The following is a 20108-nucleotide window of genomic DNA, read 5'->3' on the forward strand; positions in this document are numbered from 1 at the left end:
TTAGCGCTTCGATCTCAGACATAAGCCTCGCCGATGCGGGGCTTTTTTATTCACTTATTTTTCAAAATGTTACGTATTCCTCCTCTGTTATTATCTTGTTGCAAATCCGCGAGATTATTAGCATTGTTTTCCCGCCTTATTATCCCTTTTTCCCGTTAAATCAGGGCGTTGATTAACAGCCCTGGGGTTAAAGTGAAAAAAAAGACAATAACGGCCAACGGAAACTTTACACCGGCACGTTTTGCACTTCTGTGTCTCGCCATCTTTTGTAGCCTTGCTTTTCTGTTAGGCCGCGTGGCATGGCTACAAATTATCAAACCGGATAATCTGGTGAAGCAGGAGGATATGCGTTCCCTGCGCGAAGTGGCGATAGACGCCCCGCGTGGGATGATTGTTGACCGTGAAGGGCGTCCCCTTGCGGTAAGCGTACCTGTCCAGGCCGTCTGGGCCGATCCCAAAACTGTGCTTGATAAAGGGGGGATCGGCTTTGATTCGCGCTGGCAGGCCCTGGCAAATGCTTTACACCTTTCTCTGAGCACGCTCGCATCGCGAATAAACAGCAATCCGCACGGGCGATTCATTTATCTAGCTCGTCAGGTTGATCCCTCCCAGGCAAAGTGGATTGATAAGCTGCGTCTTCCCGGTATCAACCTACGCGATGAGTCCCGTCGCTTTTATCCTGCCGGACACGTGGCGGCAAACCTGATTGGCTTCACTAATATTGATGGTCAGGGTATTGAGGGCGTCGAGAAAAGCTTTAACACGCAGCTCACCGGGAAGGCAGGCGTGCGGCTGGTCAGGAAAGATCGCTACGGGCATGTGGTTGAGAACCTCACGGAGGTGGCGCCCGTACCGGCACATAATATCCAGCTTAGTATCGATGAACGCCTGCAAACTATCACCGAAGACGCGCTGGACAATGCCGTGGCGTGGAATAAAGCCGAGTCAGGCGCGTCGGTGCTGATTAATATCCAGACGGGCGAAATTCTGGCGATGGCGAGCTTCCCTGACTTCAACCCCAACAATCGGGAAGGGGCAACACTGGATGACTTTCGTAATCGCGCGATCAGCGACACCTTTGAACCGGGTTCGACCGTTAAGCCTCTGGTGCTGATGACGGCGCTACAGCAGGGGCTGGTGCAGCCTGACAGCGTGATAGACACGCATCCCTACACCATTGATGGTCATCGTATTCGCGATGTGGGTTACTACCCCGAGCTGACCATGACCGGGATCCTGCAAAAATCCAGCGACACGGGCGTATCCCGTCTTTCTCTCGCGATGCCCGTGCAACGGTTACTTGATACCTATAAAAACTTTGGTTTTGGCGAGAGTACCGGGCTTGGCTTAACGGGAGAAAGCTCAGGTTTACTGCCGCAGCGAAAATTCTGGAGTCAGTTAGACAGGGCGACCTTTGCCTTTGGGTATGGCCTGATGGTTACCCCCCTTCAACTGGCGCATGTGTATGCCACCATCGGTAGCTATGGCATTGAACGGCCTCTGTCCATCACCCGTATCGATCCCCCCGTGATTGGCAAACGGGTGATGCCCGGGGAGATTGTTCACGAGGTGGAACACATGATGGAGAGCGTCGCGTTACCCGGCGGTGGCGGGATCAAAGCGGCGGTGCGTAACTATCGTGTGGCGATTAAAACCGGGACGGCCAAAAAAATCGATGAACACGGTAAGTATGTGGATAAATACGTCGCCTACACAGCAGGCGTTGCGCCCGCCAGCGATCCCCGTTTTGCACTGGTGGTGGTGATCAACGATCCGAAAAACGGAGCCTACTACGGCGGGGCCGTTTCCGCGCCCGTGTTCAGCGAAATTATGGGTAACGTCTTGCGCCTGGAAAACGTGAAGCCAGACGGGCTGCCGGCAGATTCTGACCATCTGATCGTGATGCGTCACCCAGCCGTTTATAACCCTGGCGAATAGCGGTACACTTCGCCTTTTGGTTTTCGCCCTGGAGCTGTCATGTCTTTCAGTTGTCCCCTTTGCCACGCGCCGCTGACGCGCGCGGAGAAAACGTTTATCTGTCCACTGGGACATCAGTTTGACCGGGCTAAAGAGGGCTATGTCAATCTTCTGCCGGTACAGCACAAGCGCTCCCGGGATCCGGGTGACAGCGCGGAGATGATGCAGGCGCGCCGGGCGTTTCTTGACGCCGGACACTATCAACCGCTCAGGGATGCCGTTGTCGACTTACTCCGTCAATATCTGACAGAAGGCGCATCCGCCATGCTGGATATCGGCTGCGGTGAGGGCTACTACACCGCCACGTTTGCTGACGTCGCGGCTGGGAAGGGCGCCGAAACTTACGGGCTGGACGTGTCGAAAGTGGCTATCCGTGCAGCAGCAAAACGCTACTCAGCGGTAACGTTCTGCGTGGCCTCCAGCCACCGCCTGCCGTTTGAGGAAGCGAGTATGGACGCCGTAGTGCGTATCTATGCCCCGTGCAAGGCAGAGGAGCTGGCGCGCGTCGTTAAGCCCGGCGGGTGGGTTATCACCGTTACGCCGGGACCGCGTCATCTGCTGGAGCTAAAAGGGCTGATCTATGATGAAGTTCACCTGCATGCGCCGCACTCTGAACAGCTGGCGGGCTTCGCGTTAAAGCAGGCGCAGTCAGTGGCGTATGAGATGACGTTGCAGGGAAGTGAAGCGGTGGCGTTACTGCAAATGACGCCGTTTGCGTGGCGGGCAAAACCAGAGGTGTGGGAAACGCTGGCAGCACAGACAGAATTTCGCTGCCAGACGGATTTCAGCATCCATTGCTGGCAGCGCGAAGATTAACCCGCGAAGTGTGCCCAGAGTATTTGGGCACCAATCCCGATCAACACGATACCGCCCAGAATTTCGGCGCGTTTGCCTAACAGCGGGCCAATGAACCGCCCCACCATCATCCCCAGCGTTGACATAATCAGCGTGGCGCAGCCAATCGCCAGCGCGGTGGCGATAATATTGACCTGCAAAAACGCCAGACCGACACCGACGGCCATTGCGTCCAGGCTGGTTGCGATAGCGGTTGTCACCAGAAGCCAGAAGCCGTGGCGTTGCAGCGGCGCATCATCTTCATCGCTGTTGCCACGAAAACCTTCAATTACCATGCGTCCGCCGAGGAACACCAGCAGCACGAAGGCGATCCAGTGGTTCCACTCCAGCACAAACTGGCTGGCGAGCATCCCCAGACCCCAGCCAATAAGCGGCGTCAGCGTTTCGATTGCGCCAAAGATGAGACCGGTGCGCAGGGCTTCGGAAAATTTAGGTTTATGGAGGGTGGCACCTTTACCGATAGAGGCGGCAAATGCGTCCATGGACATGCCAAAAGCCAGAAGGATCGTAGCGGAGATATTCATAAGTGCGTCCAGACCGGGGATATCCATATGACACATCACTGCCCCCAGTAAACAGCAGTTGATGTATCTATGGTCTCGCCTGATCGCTTTTGGCACAGTAAGTGTGCTGAAAACGATCCGTACGCGCCACGTTTTGCAACGAGTATGTTGACACGTACATTTCCCGCAGGCAGGAAATCGGCTACTCCCCAACGACGGGCGCAACCTTAACATATTTTGAGAATATAAAACAACAACGAAGGTGGCTTTATATAGCCACTATATTGATAACGATTTTCATTTAGGTTTATGCGTAAAAGTATCGTTAATAAATATAAGTTAATTCGCAGGGGAGATATAGCATCGGCTATATTTCTGGTTTGAGAATAATACAATGCATAGCCGATGCTATAAAATTAATTCATTGAGTTTTAAGGAGTAATTTGTAGATTTTTTCCAGGTCGTCAATATTTTTGACCCGAATGAGCAGGCGGCGTTGTTCTAATTGCATCACCAGAACTCCGTCTTCGGATAAATTCATCTCTTTAATGCGGTTATATTCTATCCAGACATTGGCGAAGAAGAATCCGTGTTTTTTAAAAATGAGTTTTGGCGAGCGGATCCAGAACAGGTAAATCGCCATTAATGCCAGCGCACATAATAACCATGTGGTTAATATTGCGCCGTGGCTGGTCACATTATTGTAAATCAGGATGACTACCAGACCGGCGAAGATAAACGCATCAATGCGCCCACGGCGTAAGAGGGGAAGGGTCAGCAGCGTCTCGCCGTGGCGGCGAGGCATAATGAACTCGTCATAGATCGCGTAAGCCAGAAGGGCAACAATAAATAAAACCAGTACGGTGTCCGTGACAGTCATTCATCCTCCAGATAAAAAGACCGGGGGCAAGCCCCCGGTCGGTAACGCATTTTATTACAAACCCAGCAGGCCGACGGCGTAGCCCGCGATACCGATGACGAAGAAGCCAACGATGATCCACAGCGGGTTCACTTTCTTACGCAGCAGCCACATACAGGCGAAGGTTAACAGCAGCGGTACCAGGCCAGGCATCAGCTGGTCCAGAATGGTCTGCACGGTGGTGACGCGCGTCTGACCATCCTGACCGGTGATCGTCGATACCACCAGCGGGATGTTCACGTGCGTCCACTTGTTAACCAAAGCCCCCATTACAAACAGGCCGAGGATTGACGCCCCCTCAGTCAGTTTTTGCAGGAAGCCGCCGCCCATATCCTTAACGATATCCACCCCTTTACGGTAACCGTATGCCACGCCGTAGTAGCGGGTCAGCAGACGCACCGCGTTGAACAGGATAAAGAACAGCAGGGGACCAAGCAGACTGCCGCTCATGGCGATCCCGGCGCCCAGTGCCGCAAAGACCGGACGCACGGTACCCCAGAAGATCGGGTCGCCCACGCCTGCCAGCGGCCCCATCAGACCGACTTTAATACCGTTGATAGCACCATCGTCGATTTCAGCCCCGTTTGCACGCTGCTCTTCCATCGCCAGCGTTACGCCCAGAACAGGCGCCGCTACGTAAGGGTGGGTGTTGAAGAATTCCAGGTGACGCTTAATTGCCTGACGGCGTGCTTCGTTGTTTTCCGGATACAGGCGTTTGATTGCCGGCACCATGGAGAAGCAGAAGCCGAGCGCCTGCATACGTTCGAAGTTCCATGAACCCTGAAACAGGTTAGAACGGATGAACACGCCACGAATATCACCCGGAGTGAGTTTTTTCTCAGTGGTAGTTTTTGTCATATCAACCATTTCGCTCACCTGTTAGTCCAGTTCGTTATCGAGATCGTTGTTACCAGCAGCCTGCGCAGGGGCACCCGCGACACGGTTGTATTTCGGGCTGAGCTGGATATAAAGAATCGCCATCACCGCACCAATCACACCCAGCGCAACCAGGTTGAAGTTGGTGAATGCAGCGGTAACGAAGCCAAGGTAGAAGAACGGCATCAGATAGCCTGCGCGCATCATGTTGATGACCATCGCGTAACCTACGACCACAATCATACCGCCCGCGATATTCAGACCGCCGGTGACCACTTCTGGTATGGCGTTCAGCATACTTTGAACTTCACTGGTCCCAACGGAAATCGCCACGATAACGGCCGGAATAGCGATACGCATCGCCTGCAGGAACAGGGACGAGACGTGGATCCAGGAGAGCGCTGTCAGGTTGCCGTTATCGGCCGCCTTATCCGCCGCGTGCTGGAAGGCAACGGTGATGGTACGAACAATGATGGTCAGCACCTGGCCTGCCGCGGCCAGTGGAATGGCCAGCGCGATACCGGCACCGATACTCTGATGACCGGCGATAACCAGAACGGTCGAAATAATGGACGCCAGCGCGGCATCTGGCGCAACTGCCGCACCGATGTTCATCCAGCCGAGGGCGATCATTTCCAGGGTACCACCGATGATGATACCGGTTTTCATGTCACCGAGAACGGCGCCAATCAACGTACAGGCCACCAGAGGGCGGTGGAACTGAAATTCATCAAGTACGGACTCCATACCCGCAATACACGCGACGATGAACACCAGCACAATCTGAAGAGTAGTAATCTCCATTGCACTTCTCCTATTACATAAGCTCTATATGAAAAACCGGCCCGGGCTTATTTCCCCACTTTGCCGATCAAATCCATCATTTTCAGTTTCTGATCCGTGGAAACCTTACGGGCTTCCAGCTCGATACCGCGTGCATTCAGCTTGTTGAAGGCCTCGATATCTTTCGCATCCACTGAAATCGCGTTGTTGACCTGCGTTTTGCCCTGACGGAAAGCCATACCGCCAATGTTAACGGAGGTGATTTTCACGCCGCCTTCAACAATGCGTTCAACGTCTGTCGGGTTGGTGAACAGAAGCATCACGCGTTCGCCCGCATATTTCGGGTTGTTGTAAACGCGGATCATTTTGGCGACATCCACGACGTGCGCGGTGACGCCCGGCGGTGCAACCTGGGTAAGAAGGGTTTTACGGACAGTGTCGGCGGCCACTTCGTCACTGACCACGATGATGCGTTGTACGTTGGTCTCTTTGGTCCAGCGCGTCGCCACCTGGCCGTGGATCAGACGGTCATCAATACGCGCAAGGCCGATAACCATGTAATCGTTCGGACCCATTGGCTTCGCCGGTGCCGCGGCTTTTGGTGCAGCAGGGGCAGGGGCAGGTTTTTCAACCGGCTGTGCTTTCAGCGCCTTCACGCCTTCGCGACCGGTTTCCACCGCCAGCGCCACCAGCTCGTCAAAGCCTGGGTTGTCGTCACGCGCCATGAAGGTTTCCACCAACATTGGGATATTTACCCCGGCGACGACTTCATAATGCTCTTTATCGACGACAATGCGGCTGGCAGCGTTGAACGGGCTGCCGCCCCATGTATCCACGAGAAACAGCACGCCTTTGCTGGTATCCAGCTTCTCAAGCTGAGCAGTGTACTTTTCAATCAGCGTCTCGGCGTTTTCACCGGGAACGAAATCGATCCAGCCGACGTTTTCCTGCTCGCCCAACAGCATTTCTGCCGTTTTGAGTAACTGCTCCGCAGCCCAACCATGTGTGCCTATGACAATAGCAATGGTCACTTGCTACCTCCTATTATTATCATTTATACGTCTGCCAGGCAGGCGTACTGAGAATCGTATTGGCGAACCGAATCGATTCAGATAAGGGTTAGAGTTCTAAAAAACCAAGACTTCCGCGAATTATTTTAGATAGTGAAAAAATAATTTATGTGATGAAGATCCGTAATTTAGCTACGCCTTACAGATTTTTCTGTAAGATAAACCACGTGTGTTACAGAAGTTTGCAAAGGAACGTAAATCTTTGCTAAAAACCCATTGTCTCTGATATGTTTAGCGTCCGTTTAATTATTCAGGAGTATAGGGCTACAGCCCACTATATGGACCGTCACCGACGTCAGTCATCTTCCAGGCCATTCCGCGCCTTATTCACCGGCGACCTTCGCCACGCATCGACCCCCATTCCCTTTGAAATGCCCGAAATTAGCGGGGCACCGTTTTGTCATTCCTTTAGCAGGAGCGTGTCATGGAATTCTTAATGGACCCGTCAATCTGGGTAGGCTTGCTTACGCTGGTCGTGCTGGAGATCGTTCTCGGTATTGATAACCTGGTGTTTATTGCCATCCTTGCGGATAAGCTGCCGCCGAAACAGCGTGATAAAGCCCGTCTGATCGGCCTCTCGCTGGCGCTGATCATGCGACTGGGCCTGCTGTCCGTGATCTCGTGGATGGTTACGCTGACTAAGCCTCTGTTCACCGTCATGGATTTCACCTTCTCCGGCCGCGATTTAATCATGCTGGTGGGAGGGCTTTTCCTGCTGTTCAAAGCTACAACAGAACTGCATGAACGGCTGGAGAACCGGCAGCATGATGATGGCCACGGTAAGGGGTATGCCAGCTTCTGGGTGGTGGTCCTGCAGATTGTGGTGCTTGATGCGGTCTTCTCACTGGATGCGGTGATTACAGCGGTTGGCATGGTGAACCATCTGCCGGTGATGATGGCGGCTGTTGTGATTGCGATGGCGGTAATGCTGCTGGCGTCGAAACCGCTGACGCGTTTCGTCAACCAACATCCGACGGTCGTCGTGCTGTGTCTGAGTTTCCTGTTGATGATTGGTCTGAGCCTGGTGGCAGAAGGTTTTGGTTTCCATATACCGAAAGGCTACCTGTACGCCGCGATTGGCTTCTCGATTCTGATCGAGCTGTTTAACCAGATTGCGCGCCGTAACTTCATTAAGCAGCAGTCGAATCAGCCGCTGCGCGCGCGTACCGCCGATGCGATCCTGCGCCTGATGGGCGGGCGTCGTCAGGTGAACGTGCAGGCGGATAACGAGAACCGTAACCCGGTTCCGGTGCCGGAAGGCGCGTTTGTGGAAGAAGAACGCTACATGATCAACGGCGTGCTTTCGCTGGCCTCCCGCTCCCTGCGCGGCATTATGACGCCGCGCGGTGAAATCAGCTGGGTGGACGCCAACCTGAGCGTCGACGAAATTCGCCAGCAGCTGCTCTCCTCGCCGCACAGCCTGTTCCCGGTCTGTCGGGGCGAGCTGGATGAGATCATCGGTGTGGTGCGCGCGAAAGAGATGCTCGTGGCGCTGGAAGAGGGCGTCAACGTCGAGGCCGTAGCGGCCGCGTCGCCTGCCATCGTGGTGCCGGAGACGCTGGATCCGATTAACCTGCTGGGCGTGTTGCGTCGTGCTCGCGGGAGCTTTGTTATCGTCACCAACGAATTTGGTGTGGTACAAGGTCTGGTAACGCCGCTGGACGTGCTGGAAGCCATTGCCGGTGAATTCCCTGATGCGGATGAAACGCCAGAAATCGTTGCCGACGGTGACGGCTGGCTGGTGAAAGGCACCACCGACCTGCATGCGCTCTCGCACACGCTGGGCGTCGAAAACGTGGTCAATGACGATGAAGACATCGCCACGGTAGCGGGGCTGGTGATTGCCGTTAACGGGCAGATCCCGCGTATCGGTGATGTGCTTGAGCTGCCGCCGCTGCAAATTACCATCGTTGAAGCCAACGACTATCGCGTTGATATGGTTCGTATTGTTAAAGAGCACTCTGTACACGACGAAGAAGAGTAACGCTATCTAGCGTAACGGCAATAAAGGCACGATGTGTCCGTTGTGACGGGCTGGCGGAGGGTTACTTTCCGCCAGCCATTTCGGAAACTCCCGCAGCGGCATCGGCCGCGCATACAAGTACCCCTGCAAAATATGTACGCTGTGGCGGCGCAAATAGCGTGACTGCTCCTCGGTTTCAACCCCTTCTGCAACCAGTTCAATATTCAACCGCTGGCCCAGCGCAATAATAATATCCGTTACCGTTGAGTTCACGGCGTCGGTGCCGATCGCGGTGGTGAAGGATTTATCAATTTTCAGCACGTCCGGGTGAAGTTTTTCAAGCCACGAAAGAGAACTATTGCCCGTACCAAAATCATCAATCGCAAGCTTCACCCCTTTGCGATGCAGCTCCCGCACGATGCGGTAATCCACATCCAGCAACGCATCGCGCTCGGTTAACTCTACAATCAACTTTTGAACAGGGTTCGCCTTAAACCAGATGCGGTTAAGATCCCGGATCAGCGCAGCGCGGCGAAAATGGCTGGCGGCCACGTTGATGCCAATATGGAAATCCCGTGAGGCCGGGAAAAAGCCTATCTGCCGCACCGTTTCGCTGATGACGTAGCGGGTAAGCGGAACAATCAGGCTATGTTCTTCAGCCAGGGGGATAAAGACATCGGGAGAAATCCAGCCCTGACGCGGGTTGTTCCAGCGCAGGAGGATCTCGACGCCAACGCATTCCCGGGTGCGGGCGTTTACCAGCGGCTGGCAGAAGAGTTCAAACTCCCGGGCAGCAATCCCCATATTAATTTCCCAGGTGAAACTTATGCGTCGCGCCGTGGCAAGCCAGGCGATATAGCCCATCAGTAAACTGAGCATCAACGCCAGCGGTAGCTGGGTGGGCAGATTTTTCAATGCCATTTGGCCTGCCCCCGGGCCGCTGACCGTGACGCTGAAAGGGTAGTGCTGTGAAGACTGTTCCAGCAGGGAGGCGTGTTCATCGAAGGTAGGCGTATTCGTCACCTGCTGCCCGTCGCGGAGAAAATTATCGCCTACTCTCAGGACCACGTCGGTGATTTGTGGCCGCTGTGGCTCCAGAATCATTTTGGTGATGAGATCGATATTCACTACCTCCATCAACCCGTCACTGCCGTCGCCCGCAAGGGGTGACCACTGAATCAGTACCGGACTGCCCTTTAACAGCCACCGATCGGTCAACAAGATCAGCCTGGGTTCACTGGACGGAAGCATCGGCTCAATGTCACTGACGGGCATATTTCGGCTGCCAAATACGCTCGAGCAATACAGTATTCCGTCTTTGACGAGGGCGATGGAGCGCACGGTCTGGAGGATCGCCGCCTGTTTTCGCAGTATCGGATTCGCTTCAGCGCAGGGCATATCAACCAGAAAACGTAGAGTTTCACGCTGGGTTTCTAACGCAAGAAGCACCTTATCAAGCGCACGCACTGTGTGGTGAGTAAAGTCGTGGATCCGATCCTGATTAATGTTGCGCTGTGAAATAAAGCGAATGCCCAGCGTCAGGACGAGCGTAACGAGCGCAACCGTAACACAGACGATAACGCGTTTTCGGCGATAGTCTTTAATGATCGTTTGTGCAGTTTGCATGAACGGTCGCCTGATAAGCACCGGCCGGAAAAGCCAGACGCAACAGTGACAGTGTAGTGGGGAAAACGTGAAGCGACGAGAGGCGGTGGGAAAATTCGCCCATCTGTTGCAGATGGGCGAAAAGGAAGGTTTAGTCGCACTGCACCTTAATGGCCAGACCGCCGCGCGAAGTCTCACGGTACTTCGCGTTCATGTCCTTGCCGGTTTCGTACATGGTTTCAATAACCTTATCCAGTGACACGCGTGGTTCGCTGGTACGGCGCATCGCCATACGTGAGGCGTTGATCGCTTTGACGGAGGCGATGGCGTTACGCTCAATGCACGGTACCTGCACCTGGCCGGCAACCGGGTCACAGGTCAGACCGAGGTTGTGCTCCATGCCGATTTCCGCCGCCACGCACACCTGCTCAGGGCTTGCGCCCAGCAGTTCCGCCAGACCGGCCGCCGCCATAGAGCAGGCCACGCCCACTTCACCCTGACAGCCTACTTCGGCACCGGAGATGGAGGCATTCATCTTGTACAGCGCGCCGATAGCGCCTGCCGCGAGGAAATAACGGATATAGATCTCCGGTGTCACGGGCTCAATAAAGTGATCGTAGTAGGCCAGCACCGCCGGAACGATGCCGCACGCGCCGTTGGTTGGCGCCGTCACCACGCGACCACCCGCTGCGTTCTCTTCGTTAACCGCCAGCGCAAACATGTTCACCCAGTCAACCACATTCATCGGATCATTGGAGAATTTGTCGGTGGTGACCAGCATACGGCGAAGCGCAGAGGCACGACGCGGCACACGCAGTGGCCCAGGCAGAACCCCCTCGGTGTTCATCCCGCGGTCAATACAGGCGCGCATGGTTTGCCACACGTTAGCAAAATAGTCTTCGATCTCTTTCTTGCTGTGCAGCGCCAGTTCGTTCTGCATCACCATGCCGGAGAGGGAGAGACCGGTCTCTTTGCAATAGGCCAACATCTCGGTGGCAGATTTAAACGGATAGGGCACATTCACATCGCCCGCGCTCTCTTTGCCAAAGTGTTCTTCGTCAACGATAAAGCCGCCGCCGATGGAGTAGTAGGTTTTACTGTAGATCTCTTTTTCGCCGCTCCAGGCGTGGATGGTCATACCGTTTTCATGCAGCGGCAGGTTGTCGCTACGAAAACGCATCCCGTCATCCTGCGGGAAGTCCACTTCGTGCTGACCGTTAGCCAGCAGCAGACGACCGCGCGTTTCCACGTCGCGGATAAATGCCGGAATGGCATCAATATCAACTGTGTCCGGCATATTGCCCGCCAGACCCATAATAATGGCGATATCGGTGTGGTGGCCTTTACCCGTTAATGACAGTGAACCGTAAACGTCTACGGCGACACGGGTAACGCTTTCCAGTAATCCTTTTTCGACCAGATCATCGACGAACTGTTTACCGGCCTTCATCGGCCCTACAGTGTGGGAAGAAGATGGACCAATCCCCACTTTGAACATGTCGAATATACTAATCACTTTCACACTCCTGACAGGGTTACTGGGGTTCCAGTAACGATGTTATAACTGCGCATAGTGTAAGAGGGAACACTAACCTCGGCTTAACTATTCACATGAATTAAACTAATGGTTAACGATGGTTTAGCTAATAGCGCGACGCCGATCGCAAACCTGCCAGAAAAGGGTGGAATGTAAAGTATAGTCAAGGCTTCAGGCCGATTTGTAGCGCAAGCTCACGAATGATGCCTGCCGTCATGCCCCAGACAAAATAATGCTGATACCACGACAGCCAGACCCGATGATCGTGCCCGCGGCGGTGAATATCCAGAGGATGATAGCGGCCCAGACGAAGGGCCTCTTCAAGCGGCATTTCGAACACCGCTGAAACTTCATCGACGCTGGCGTGATACTGAAGATCGGGCGGAATAATGCCGACGACCGGCGTGACCTGAAAACCGGTTACGCTGTCCACTGGGGGCAGCACGCCAATTACCTCGACCGCCTCCGGGGGGATCGCCACCTCCTCATGGGCTTCGCGCAGCGCGGCGGCAATCAGGGAAGCATCGGTGCTGTCCACCGCGCCGCCCGGAAACGCAACCTGACCGGCGTGTTTTCGCATATGCGGTGAGCGCTGGGTAAGCAACAGACCCGGCTGTTCACGACGCACGACCGGGATCAGTACTGCCGCCTGACGTTGATTCAGCGCGGCGCGGTTAACCTGGGGCCGCAGAAGCTGAAAACGCGACAGAAAATCATCCAGCGTCAGGTTGTCTTTCTTCACCGTGAGTTCTCCAGTTGTTTCAGGATACGATTCACTTTATCAAAGGTTTCCTGATATTCCGCTCCGGCCTGGCTGTCGGCCACAATGCCGCCGCCTGCGGAACAGTACAGGTTACCGCCGCAGGCCGTCAGGGTGCGAATAGTGATGCTGGTATCCATGGTCCCGCACAGGCTCACATAGCCGATGCTGCCGCACCAGGCGTTGCGGCGATGCGGTTCCAGTTCGTCGATAATCTCCATCGCGCGGACCTTCGGCGCGCCGGTGATGGAGCCGCCCGGAAACGCGGCGCGGAGCAGATCGCAGGCGGTCCGCGAGGCCGGCAGGCGTGCAGTGATAGTACTGACCAGATGATGTACCGCCGGGAAAGGCTCCACAACGAACAGCTCCGGCACGCGCACGCTGCCCGGCTCGGCGACGCGGCCAATATCATTGCGCATCAGATCGACAATCATCAGGTTTTCAGCGCGATCTTTCGGCGAGGCCGCCAGCGTCTCCGCCTGCTGGCGGTCGGCGTTAGCATCGGCAAGGCGCGGCAGGGTGCCCTTGATCGGGCGGGTCTGAATAATACCGTCAGCCAGATGAATAAAACGCTCAGGCGAAAGGCTGAGGATGGCGCCGTGTTCAAGGCGTAAAAATGCGCTAAACGGGGCCTTATTGCTGGCATTGAGGCGGGTAAATGCCTGCCATTCGTCTCCCCGGTACGCCGCCTGGAAACGCTGGGCAAGGTTGACCTGATAACAGTCGCCGCTGTGAAGATACGCCTGCACGCGAGAGAATTTTTCCGCATATTCCGCCGCGCTCATGTTCGAGTGCCAGCCAGAGGTCAGCATAAAGTGTTCCGCTGTGGCGGGCTGTTGCGCCTCAAGCCAGGCCAGACGCGCCTGCACGTCTCGGTGGCTAAGCAGGGAAACCGTCTGCTTACGGTGATCCACGATTAGCGCCCAGTCATACAGCCCCACCGCCATATCCGGCAGGGAAATATCCGCCTGCGCATGCTCGGGCAGCTTTTCGAAACGGCGACCCAGATCGTAACCAAACAGGCCCAGCGCGCCCCCCTGGAAAGGCAGATCCGGATCCGGTGTGGCAGATAAGCCCAGAGCATGGATCTCGTTCTGAAGCCGCATCAGCGGATCGTCCGTGGGTGACAGCGCATCGGTCGTCAGCGTTTTAACCGGGTCGGCCACCAGAATATCAAAGCGGCTGTAGGGGTGATCCGCATGCCCGGAGTGCAGCAGCATGGCAAAAGGAAGGTGGCTCAGACGGGCAAACCAGAACTCGGCGGCGTCTGCACGCCAGGGTAAGGTCATAACAGTGGGGAAGCGCATGTTCATGTATGGCATACTACCGGGTAGCGTGAAATAATTAGCGCGAATAATTTAGCAGGAGTTAACGATGTTTGCAGGTTTACCTTCTCTCAGTCATGACCAACAGCAGAAAGCGGTAGAGCGGATTCAGGAACTGATGGGCCAGGGTATGAGCAGCGGAGAAGCGATCACCGTCGTCGCTCAGGAAATTCGCGCCAGTCATACCGGCGAGCGGATAGTGGCGCGATTTGAAGATGAAGATGAATAACCGGGCTTAAACTGCCGCGATAATCTTAATCTCCACCTTATACTCCGGTTTCATCAGCGTGGCCTGTACGGTGCAGCGTACAGGCGCGTGACCCGCCACTACCCACGCATCCCAGGCTTTATTCATCTCCGCGAAGTCGTCTTTATTCGCCAGGAAAATCGTCGCGTCCAGAATGCGGGATTTATCGCTGCCCTGTTTTTCCAGTACGGCGTCGATCTGCGCCAGGGTGTTAGCGGTTTGCTCGAAGGCGTCGGCGTCCAGATTGGCAGGGACACCGGTGTAGTACAGCGTCTGGTTGTGGATCACCACGTCAGACCAACGGGCTTCGGCATCAATGCGCGTAATTGTCATAAACGTATCCTCGTTATCTTTCATCGTCAGGCGGCAAGACTGCCATATTGTTCCGCCGTCGTCACTATTTGGGGTGGCACCGGAGAGAAGGGGCTGACATAATCCCTGTGCAAAAATACAGTGAGAGAACACCGTGGCAGACGATTTTTCCCCTGAAGGTCAGTTAGCACAGGCAATTCCCGGTTTTAAACCGCGCGAACCCCAACGTCAGATGGCGCATGCCGTCGCGCATGCCATCGACAAGGCGCAGCCGCTGGTTGTGGAGGCCGGCACCGGTACGGGGAAAACCTACGCTTACCTCGCTCCTGCGCTGCGGGCGAAAAAAAAAGTGATCATCTCTACGGGATCAAAAGCGCTCCAGGATCAGCTCTACAGCCGCGATTTACCCACGGTGGCGAAAGCGCTGAAATACAAAGGGCGTCTGGCCTTGCTGAAAGGGCGTTCTAACTATCTGTGTCTGGAGCGTCTCGAACAGCAGGCGCTGGCGGGCGGTGACCTGCCGGTACAAACACTCAGCGATGTGATCGTCCTGCGCGCCTGGGCCAACCAGACGGAGGAGGGGGACATCAGCACCTGTGCGAGCGTGCCGGAAGACTCCCCGGCCTGGCCGCTGGTGACCAGCACCAACGACAACTGCCTCGGCAGCGACTGCCCGCTGTATAAAGACTGCTTTGTGGTGAAAGCGCGTAAAACGGCGATGGACGCCGACGTGGTGGTGGTGAACCATCACCTGTTTCTTGCGGATATGGTGGTCAAGGACAGTGGTTTCGGCGAGCTGATCCCGGAGGCGGAGGTGATGATCTTCGATGAAGCCCATCAGCTACCGGACATCGCCAGCCAGTATTTTGGCCAGTCGCTCTCCAGCCGTCAGCTTCAGGATCTGGCGAAAGATATTACCATTGCCTATCGCACCGAGCTCAAAGATACCCAGCAGTTGCAGAAGTGCGCGGACCGCCTGGCGCAATGCGCACAGGATTTCCGCTTACAGCTTGGCGAGCCGGGCTATCGCGGCAACCTGCGCGAACTGCTCGCGGACAAAAATATCCAGCGCGCGCTGCTGCTGCTCGATGATGCCCTTGAACTCTGTTACGACGTGGCGAAGCTATCCCTCGGACGTTCAGCGCTGCTGGACGCCGCCTTCGAGCGGGCCACGCTCTACCGTGGGCGGCTGAAGCGGCTGAAAGAGATCAACCAGCCGGGCTACAGCTACTGGTATGAATGTACCTCGCGCCACTTTACCCTGGCGCTCACGCCGCTGACCGTTGCCGATAAATTCAAAGAGGTGATGGCGCAAAAGCCCGGCACCTGGGTCTTTACCTCGGCCACGCTGTCGGTCAACGACGATCTGCACCACTTTACCGAGCGTCTCGGCATTGAGCAGGCTGAATCCTTACTCCTCCCAAGCCCGTTCGACTATGAGAAACAGGCGCTGCTGTGCGTGCCACGCAATCTGCCGCTGCCTAACCAGCCAGGGGCGGCGCGCCATCTGGCGGCCATGCTAAAGCCGATGATTGAGGCCAACAACGGACGCTGCTTTATGCTCTGCACCTCTCACGCCATGATGCGCGATCTGGCCGAGCAGTTCCGCGCGACCATGACGTTGCCGGTGCTGTTGCAGGGGGAAACCAGCAAAGGCCAGCTGCTCCAGCAGTTTGTCAGCGCCGGTAATGCCCTGCTGGTGGCGACCAGCAGCTTCTGGGAAGGGGTGGACGTGCGCGGCGATACGCTCTCGCTGGTGATTATCGATAAGCTGCCATTCACATCGCCGGACGATCCGCTCCTGAAAGCACGCATGGAGGACTGCCGTCTGCGCGGGGGCGATCCGTTCGACGACGTCCAGTTGCCGGACGCGGTTATCACGCTTAAACAGGGGGTAGGGCGACTGATACGCGACGTCACCGACCGCGGAGTGCTGGTGATCTGCGACAATCGCCTGGTGATGCGTCCCTACGGCGCCACCTTCCTCGCCAGCCTGCCGCCTGCGCCGCGCACACGGGATATTAAACGCGCGGTCCGCTTCCTGGCGAACCCGACGGCGGAGTAATTCTTCCCGGAGTGTGTTAAGATGCGCGCCATTTTGTGACTGACCATTGCGAGAGCGCGACGACTGATGCGAATTCTGGCTATTGATACCGCGACAGAGGCCTGTTCCGTTGCCCTGTGGAACGACGGTACGACTTTTGCTCATTTCGAAGAGTGCCCACGGGAACACACCCAACGTATTCTGCCCCTGGTAAAAACCATTTTAACCGAGGGCAACACCGCCCTGACTGACCTCGACGCGCTGGCCTACGGCCGTGGCCCGGGCAGCTTTACGGGCGTACGTATCGGGATTGGCATTGCTCAGGGGCTGGCGCTGGGCGCTGACCTGCCGATGATCGGCGTCTCAACGCTTGCGACCATGGCTCAGGGTGCCTGGCGCATGACCGGCGCCAGCCGCGTGCTGGCCGCGATTGATGCCCGCATGGGTGAAGTCTACTGGGCGGAGTACACCCGTGACGAAAACGGCGTCTGGCACGGCGAAGAGTCGGAAGCCGTGCTTAAACCTGAAGCCGTCACCGAGCGCCTGAAACAGCTCACCGGTGAGTGGGCGACGGTCGGAACCGGCTGGCCGGCATGGCCTGAGATGGCGAAGGACACCGACCTTACGCTGGTGGATGGTAACATGCTCCTGCCTGCCGCCGAAGATATGTTGCCTGTTGCCTGTCAGCAGCTTGCCGCAGGAAAAACCGTGGCCGTTGAACACGCCGAGCCGGTTTATTTACGAAACACCGTCGCATGGAAGAAACTTCCTGGCCGCGAGTGAATCTCAGTAACAGGAACTGAGAAAAAGGAGTCGCATCATGGCGGTTCAGACTAAAGTTGTACGCTTTTTTATGGCAGGCGCGGTTGCCATAGCACTGAGCGGGTGCGTCACCGTTCCTGATGCGATCAAGGGCACCAGCCCGACGCCACAGCAGGATCTGGTACGCGTGATGAATGCTCCGGAGCTGTATGTCGGGCAGGAAGCGCGCTTTGGCGGCAAGGTGGTTGAAGTGCTAAACCAGCAGGGGAAAACCCGGCTGGAGATTGCCACCGTTCCACTGGACAGCGGCGCACGGCCTGTTCTGGGTGAAGCCTCGCGCGGGCGGATCTACGCTGACGTCAGCGGCTTCCTCGATCCGGTAGATTTCCGCGGGCAGCTGGTGACCGTCGTCGGGCCGATTACCGGTTCGGTGGCGGGGAAAATCGGCAATACGCCATACAAATTTATGACCATGCAGGTGAACGGCTATAAACGCTGGCGTATCGCCCAGCAGGTGGTGATGCCGCCACAGCCAATCGATCCGTGGATGTGGGGTCCGCATCCGTATCGTTACGGCTACGGTGGCTGGGGTTGGTACAATCCAGGCCCTGCACAGGTTCAAACAATTGTAACTGAGTAAGTTACTGTTATTGTTAGGAAAGAGACAGCGGCTCAGCCGCTGTCTCTGTTTTTTTACGGATAAAACGAAAAAAAAGAGTGACGCGCTTCGCAACCTGCAATCTGAACAATTAATAAACTGGTACGCTGAGTTAATATAATGTTAACAAACTGTTTATTATCGGGGCTGTGATGACGACGAACACTCATTTCAGAGGTGATGCATTGAAAAAGGTTTGGCTTAACCGTTATCCCGCGGATGTCCCTGCGGAGATCAATCCTGACCGTTATCAATCCCTGATTGAATTATTTGAACACTCGGTACGGCGCTACGCTGACCAGCCCGCATTTGTGAATATGGGCGAAGTGATGACTTTCCGTAAGCTGGAAGAGCGCAGCCGGGCGTTTGCGGCCTATTTACAGGAAGGGTTGGGCTTGCAGAAAGGGGATCGCGTCGCGCTGATGATGCCAAACCTGCTGCAATACCCGGTGGCGCTGTTCGGGATCCTCAGGGCGGGGATGATCGTGGTTAACGTTAACCCGCTCTATACCCCGCGCGAGCTGGAACATCAGTTGAATGACAGCGGTGCGGCGGCGATTGTGATTGTCTCCAACTTTGCCCACACGCTGGAAAAAGTCGTTGAAAGAACTCAGGTTAAGCACGTCATCCTGACGCGCATGGGCGACCAGCTCTCTACCGCGAAAGGTACGCTGGTCAACTTTGTCGTGAAATACGTTAAGCGGCTGGTGCCGAAATACCACCTGCCGGATGCCATCTCTTTCCGCCGCGCGCTGCATGCGGGCTATCGGATGCAGTACGTTAAGCCGGAGATCGTGTCAGAAGATCTGGCGTTCCTGCAATACACCGGCGGTACCACCGGCGTGGCTAAAGGGGCGATGCTGACCCATCGTAACATGCTGGCGAACCTTGAACAGGTGAACGCCACCTACGGGCCGCTACTGCACCCGGGCAAGGAGCTGGTGATCACCGCGCTTCCGCTGTATCACATTTTTGCGCTGACCATGAACTGCCTGCTGTTTATCGAGCTTGGCGGTCAAAACGTATTGATCACCAACCCGCGCGACATTCCTGGGCTGGTTAAAGAGCTGGCGAAATACCCGTTTACCGCCATGACCGGCGTGAACACCCTGTTTAACGCGCTGCTTAACAATAAAGAGTTCCAGCAGCTCGATTTCTCCACGCTGCATCTTTCTGCGGGCGGCGGGATGCCGGTTCAGCAGGCGGTTGCCGAGCGCTGGGTAAAACTCACCGGACAGTATCTGCTGGAAGGCTATGGTCTGACGGAGTGCGCCCCGCTGGTCAGCGTCAACCCGCATGACATCGACTACCACAGCGGCAGTATCGGTCTGCCGGTCCCGTCGACGGAAGCTAAACTGGTGGACGATGAGGGTAACGAAGTGCCTCACGGCGAACCGGGCGAGCTGTGTGTCAGAGGGCCGCAGGTGATGCTGGGCTACTGGCAGCGCCCAGATGCCACGGATGAGATCATCAAAGACGGCTGGCTGTACACCGGCGACATCGCGGTGATGGATGACGAAGGTTTTCTGCGTATCGTCGATCGCAAGAAAGACATGATCCTCGTTTCCGGTTTCAACGTCTATCCGAATGAAATCGAAGACGTGGTGATGCAGCACAGCGGCGTGCTGGAAGTGGCAGCGGTGGGGGTTCCTTCCGGCAGCAGTGGTGAAGCGGTGAAGATATTTGTGGTCAAGAAAGATCCTTCTCTTACCGAGGAAGCGCTGATAACGTTTTGTCGCCGGCAGCTGACGGGCTATAAAGTGCCGAAGCTGGTGGAATTCCGCGATGAGCTGCCGAAATCCAACGTCGGGAAGATATTACGACGAGAATTACGTGACGAAGCCCGTGCCAAAGTGGACAATAAGGCCTGAGCTTCACGTTAATCGCCCAGACGCCGGTTAAGCCGGCGTTT

Annotated in this window: 18 protein-coding genes; 8 read left to right on the forward strand and 10 right to left on the reverse strand. The window is 55.8% G+C overall.

The window, feature by feature from the left end:
- Positions 1-192: 192 nt before the first annotated feature.
- Together ftsI and rlmA are read left to right on the forward strand one after the other, a co-directional pair.
- Complete coding sequence (gene ftsI / locus ACNQ0T_RS01230) at positions 193-1938, forward strand: peptidoglycan glycosyltransferase FtsI (protein WP_023300357.1); 1746 nt, start codon at positions 193-195, stop codon at positions 1936-1938.
- Between the two features lie 39 nt (positions 1939-1977).
- Positions 1978-2793: a 23S rRNA (guanine(745)-N(1))-methyltransferase gene (gene rlmA / locus ACNQ0T_RS01235; RefSeq protein ID WP_023306472.1), complete on the forward strand. Its 816-nt coding sequence runs from the start codon at positions 1978-1980 to the stop codon at positions 2791-2793.
- Here rlmA and mntP read toward each other — a convergent pair.
- The 5 genes from mntP to manX all read right to left on the reverse strand — a co-directional run bounded on the left by mntP (position 2790) and on the right by manX (position 6944).
- Positions 2790-3356 (reverse strand): manganese efflux pump MntP, encoded by a 567-nt coding sequence (mntP, locus tag ACNQ0T_RS01240; RefSeq protein WP_032622454.1) that lies wholly within the window; start codon positions 3354-3356, stop codon positions 2790-2792. The genes rlmA and mntP overlap by 4 nt on opposite strands.
- 400 nt (positions 3357-3756) lie before the next feature.
- On the reverse strand, positions 3757-4215 hold the full coding sequence (locus tag ACNQ0T_RS01245; RefSeq protein WP_022648449.1) for a DUF986 family protein: 459 nt from the start codon (positions 4213-4215) through the stop codon (positions 3757-3759).
- A 54-nt stretch (positions 4216-4269) separates the two neighbouring features.
- Positions 4270-5121 (reverse strand): PTS mannose transporter subunit IID, encoded by an 852-nt coding sequence (locus ACNQ0T_RS01250; protein WP_006810994.1) that lies wholly within the window; start codon positions 5119-5121, stop codon positions 4270-4272.
- Positions 5122-5133: 12 nt separating this feature from the next.
- A complete protein-coding gene (gene manY, locus ACNQ0T_RS01255; protein WP_022648448.1) occupies positions 5134-5934 on the reverse strand; it encodes a PTS mannose transporter subunit IIC in 801 nt (266 codons plus the stop codon).
- A gap of 47 nt (positions 5935-5981) precedes the next feature.
- The gene (gene manX / locus ACNQ0T_RS01260) at positions 5982-6944 is read right to left on the reverse strand and encodes a PTS mannose transporter subunit IIAB (protein WP_022651434.1); all 963 of its coding nucleotides are present in this window, start codon (positions 6942-6944) and stop codon (positions 5982-5984) included.
- Between the two features lie 463 nt (positions 6945-7407).
- Here manX and yoaE point away from each other — a divergent pair, with 463 nt between their 5' ends.
- Positions 7408-8967 carry a CNNM family cation transport protein YoaE gene (gene yoaE / locus ACNQ0T_RS01265; RefSeq protein WP_023300354.1) on the forward strand — a complete coding sequence of 520 codons (1560 nt, stop codon included), beginning with the start codon at positions 7408-7410 and terminating at the stop codon, positions 8965-8967.
- Positions 8968-8973: 6 nt separating this feature from the next.
- Here the strand turns inward: yoaE and ACNQ0T_RS01270 are convergent, their stop codons facing one another.
- From ACNQ0T_RS01270 to pabB, 4 genes are all read right to left on the reverse strand, one after another.
- Positions 8974-10572 carry an EAL domain-containing protein gene (locus ACNQ0T_RS01270; RefSeq protein ID WP_023300353.1) on the reverse strand — a complete coding sequence of 533 codons (1599 nt, stop codon included), beginning with the start codon at positions 10570-10572 and terminating at the stop codon, positions 8974-8976.
- Between the two features lie 130 nt (positions 10573-10702).
- The gene (gene sdaA, locus ACNQ0T_RS01275; RefSeq protein WP_022648444.1) at positions 10703-12067 is read right to left on the reverse strand and encodes an L-serine ammonia-lyase; all 1365 of its coding nucleotides are present in this window, start codon (positions 12065-12067) and stop codon (positions 10703-10705) included.
- A gap of 184 nt (positions 12068-12251) precedes the next feature.
- Positions 12252-12830 (reverse strand): CoA pyrophosphatase, encoded by a 579-nt coding sequence (locus tag ACNQ0T_RS01280; RefSeq protein ID WP_022648443.1) that lies wholly within the window; start codon positions 12828-12830, stop codon positions 12252-12254.
- A complete protein-coding gene (gene pabB, locus ACNQ0T_RS01285; RefSeq protein WP_063841111.1) occupies positions 12827-14161 on the reverse strand; it encodes an aminodeoxychorismate synthase component 1 in 1335 nt (444 codons plus the stop codon). The genes ACNQ0T_RS01280 and pabB overlap by 4 nt, the downstream gene beginning before the upstream one ends.
- Before the next feature lie 61 nt (positions 14162-14222).
- Between pabB and ACNQ0T_RS01290 the strand changes: the two genes are divergently transcribed.
- Positions 14223-14402: a YoaH family protein gene (locus ACNQ0T_RS01290; protein ID WP_022648441.1), complete on the forward strand. Its 180-nt coding sequence runs from the start codon at positions 14223-14225 to the stop codon at positions 14400-14402.
- 6 nt (positions 14403-14408) lie between these two features.
- On the opposite strand, the gene ACNQ0T_RS01295 is transcribed toward ACNQ0T_RS01290, so the two are convergent.
- Positions 14409-14753: a RidA family protein gene (locus ACNQ0T_RS01295; RefSeq protein ID WP_022648440.1), complete on the reverse strand. Its 345-nt coding sequence runs from the start codon at positions 14751-14753 to the stop codon at positions 14409-14411.
- Between the two features lie 133 nt (positions 14754-14886).
- Here ACNQ0T_RS01295 and ACNQ0T_RS01300 point away from each other — a divergent pair, with 133 nt between their 5' ends.
- The 4 genes from ACNQ0T_RS01300 (at position 14887) to fadD (ending at position 20067) form a co-directional block, all read left to right on the forward strand.
- Positions 14887-16797, forward strand: a complete 1911-nt coding sequence (locus ACNQ0T_RS01300; protein ID WP_023303884.1) for an ATP-dependent DNA helicase — start codon at positions 14887-14889, stop codon at positions 16795-16797.
- Between the two features lie 66 nt (positions 16798-16863).
- Positions 16864-17559 (forward strand): tRNA (adenosine(37)-N6)-threonylcarbamoyltransferase complex dimerization subunit type 1 TsaB, encoded by a 696-nt coding sequence (gene tsaB, locus ACNQ0T_RS01305; RefSeq protein WP_337257938.1) that lies wholly within the window; start codon positions 16864-16866, stop codon positions 17557-17559.
- Between the two features lie 37 nt (positions 17560-17596).
- Entirely contained in the window at positions 17597-18178 is a 582-nt protein-coding gene (locus ACNQ0T_RS01310; protein WP_023300347.1) for a Slp family lipoprotein, read from the forward strand.
- A gap of 203 nt (positions 18179-18381) precedes the next feature.
- Positions 18382-20067: a long-chain-fatty-acid--CoA ligase FadD gene (gene fadD / locus ACNQ0T_RS01315; protein ID WP_072201026.1), complete on the forward strand. Its 1686-nt coding sequence runs from the start codon at positions 18382-18384 to the stop codon at positions 20065-20067.
- Positions 20068-20108 lie beyond the last annotated feature (41 nt).

The sequence above is a fragment of the Enterobacter cloacae complex sp.6700776 genome, assembly GCF_048284255.1.
In the GTDB taxonomy this organism is placed as follows: domain Bacteria; phylum Pseudomonadota; class Gammaproteobacteria; order Enterobacterales; family Enterobacteriaceae; genus Enterobacter; species Enterobacter intestinihominis.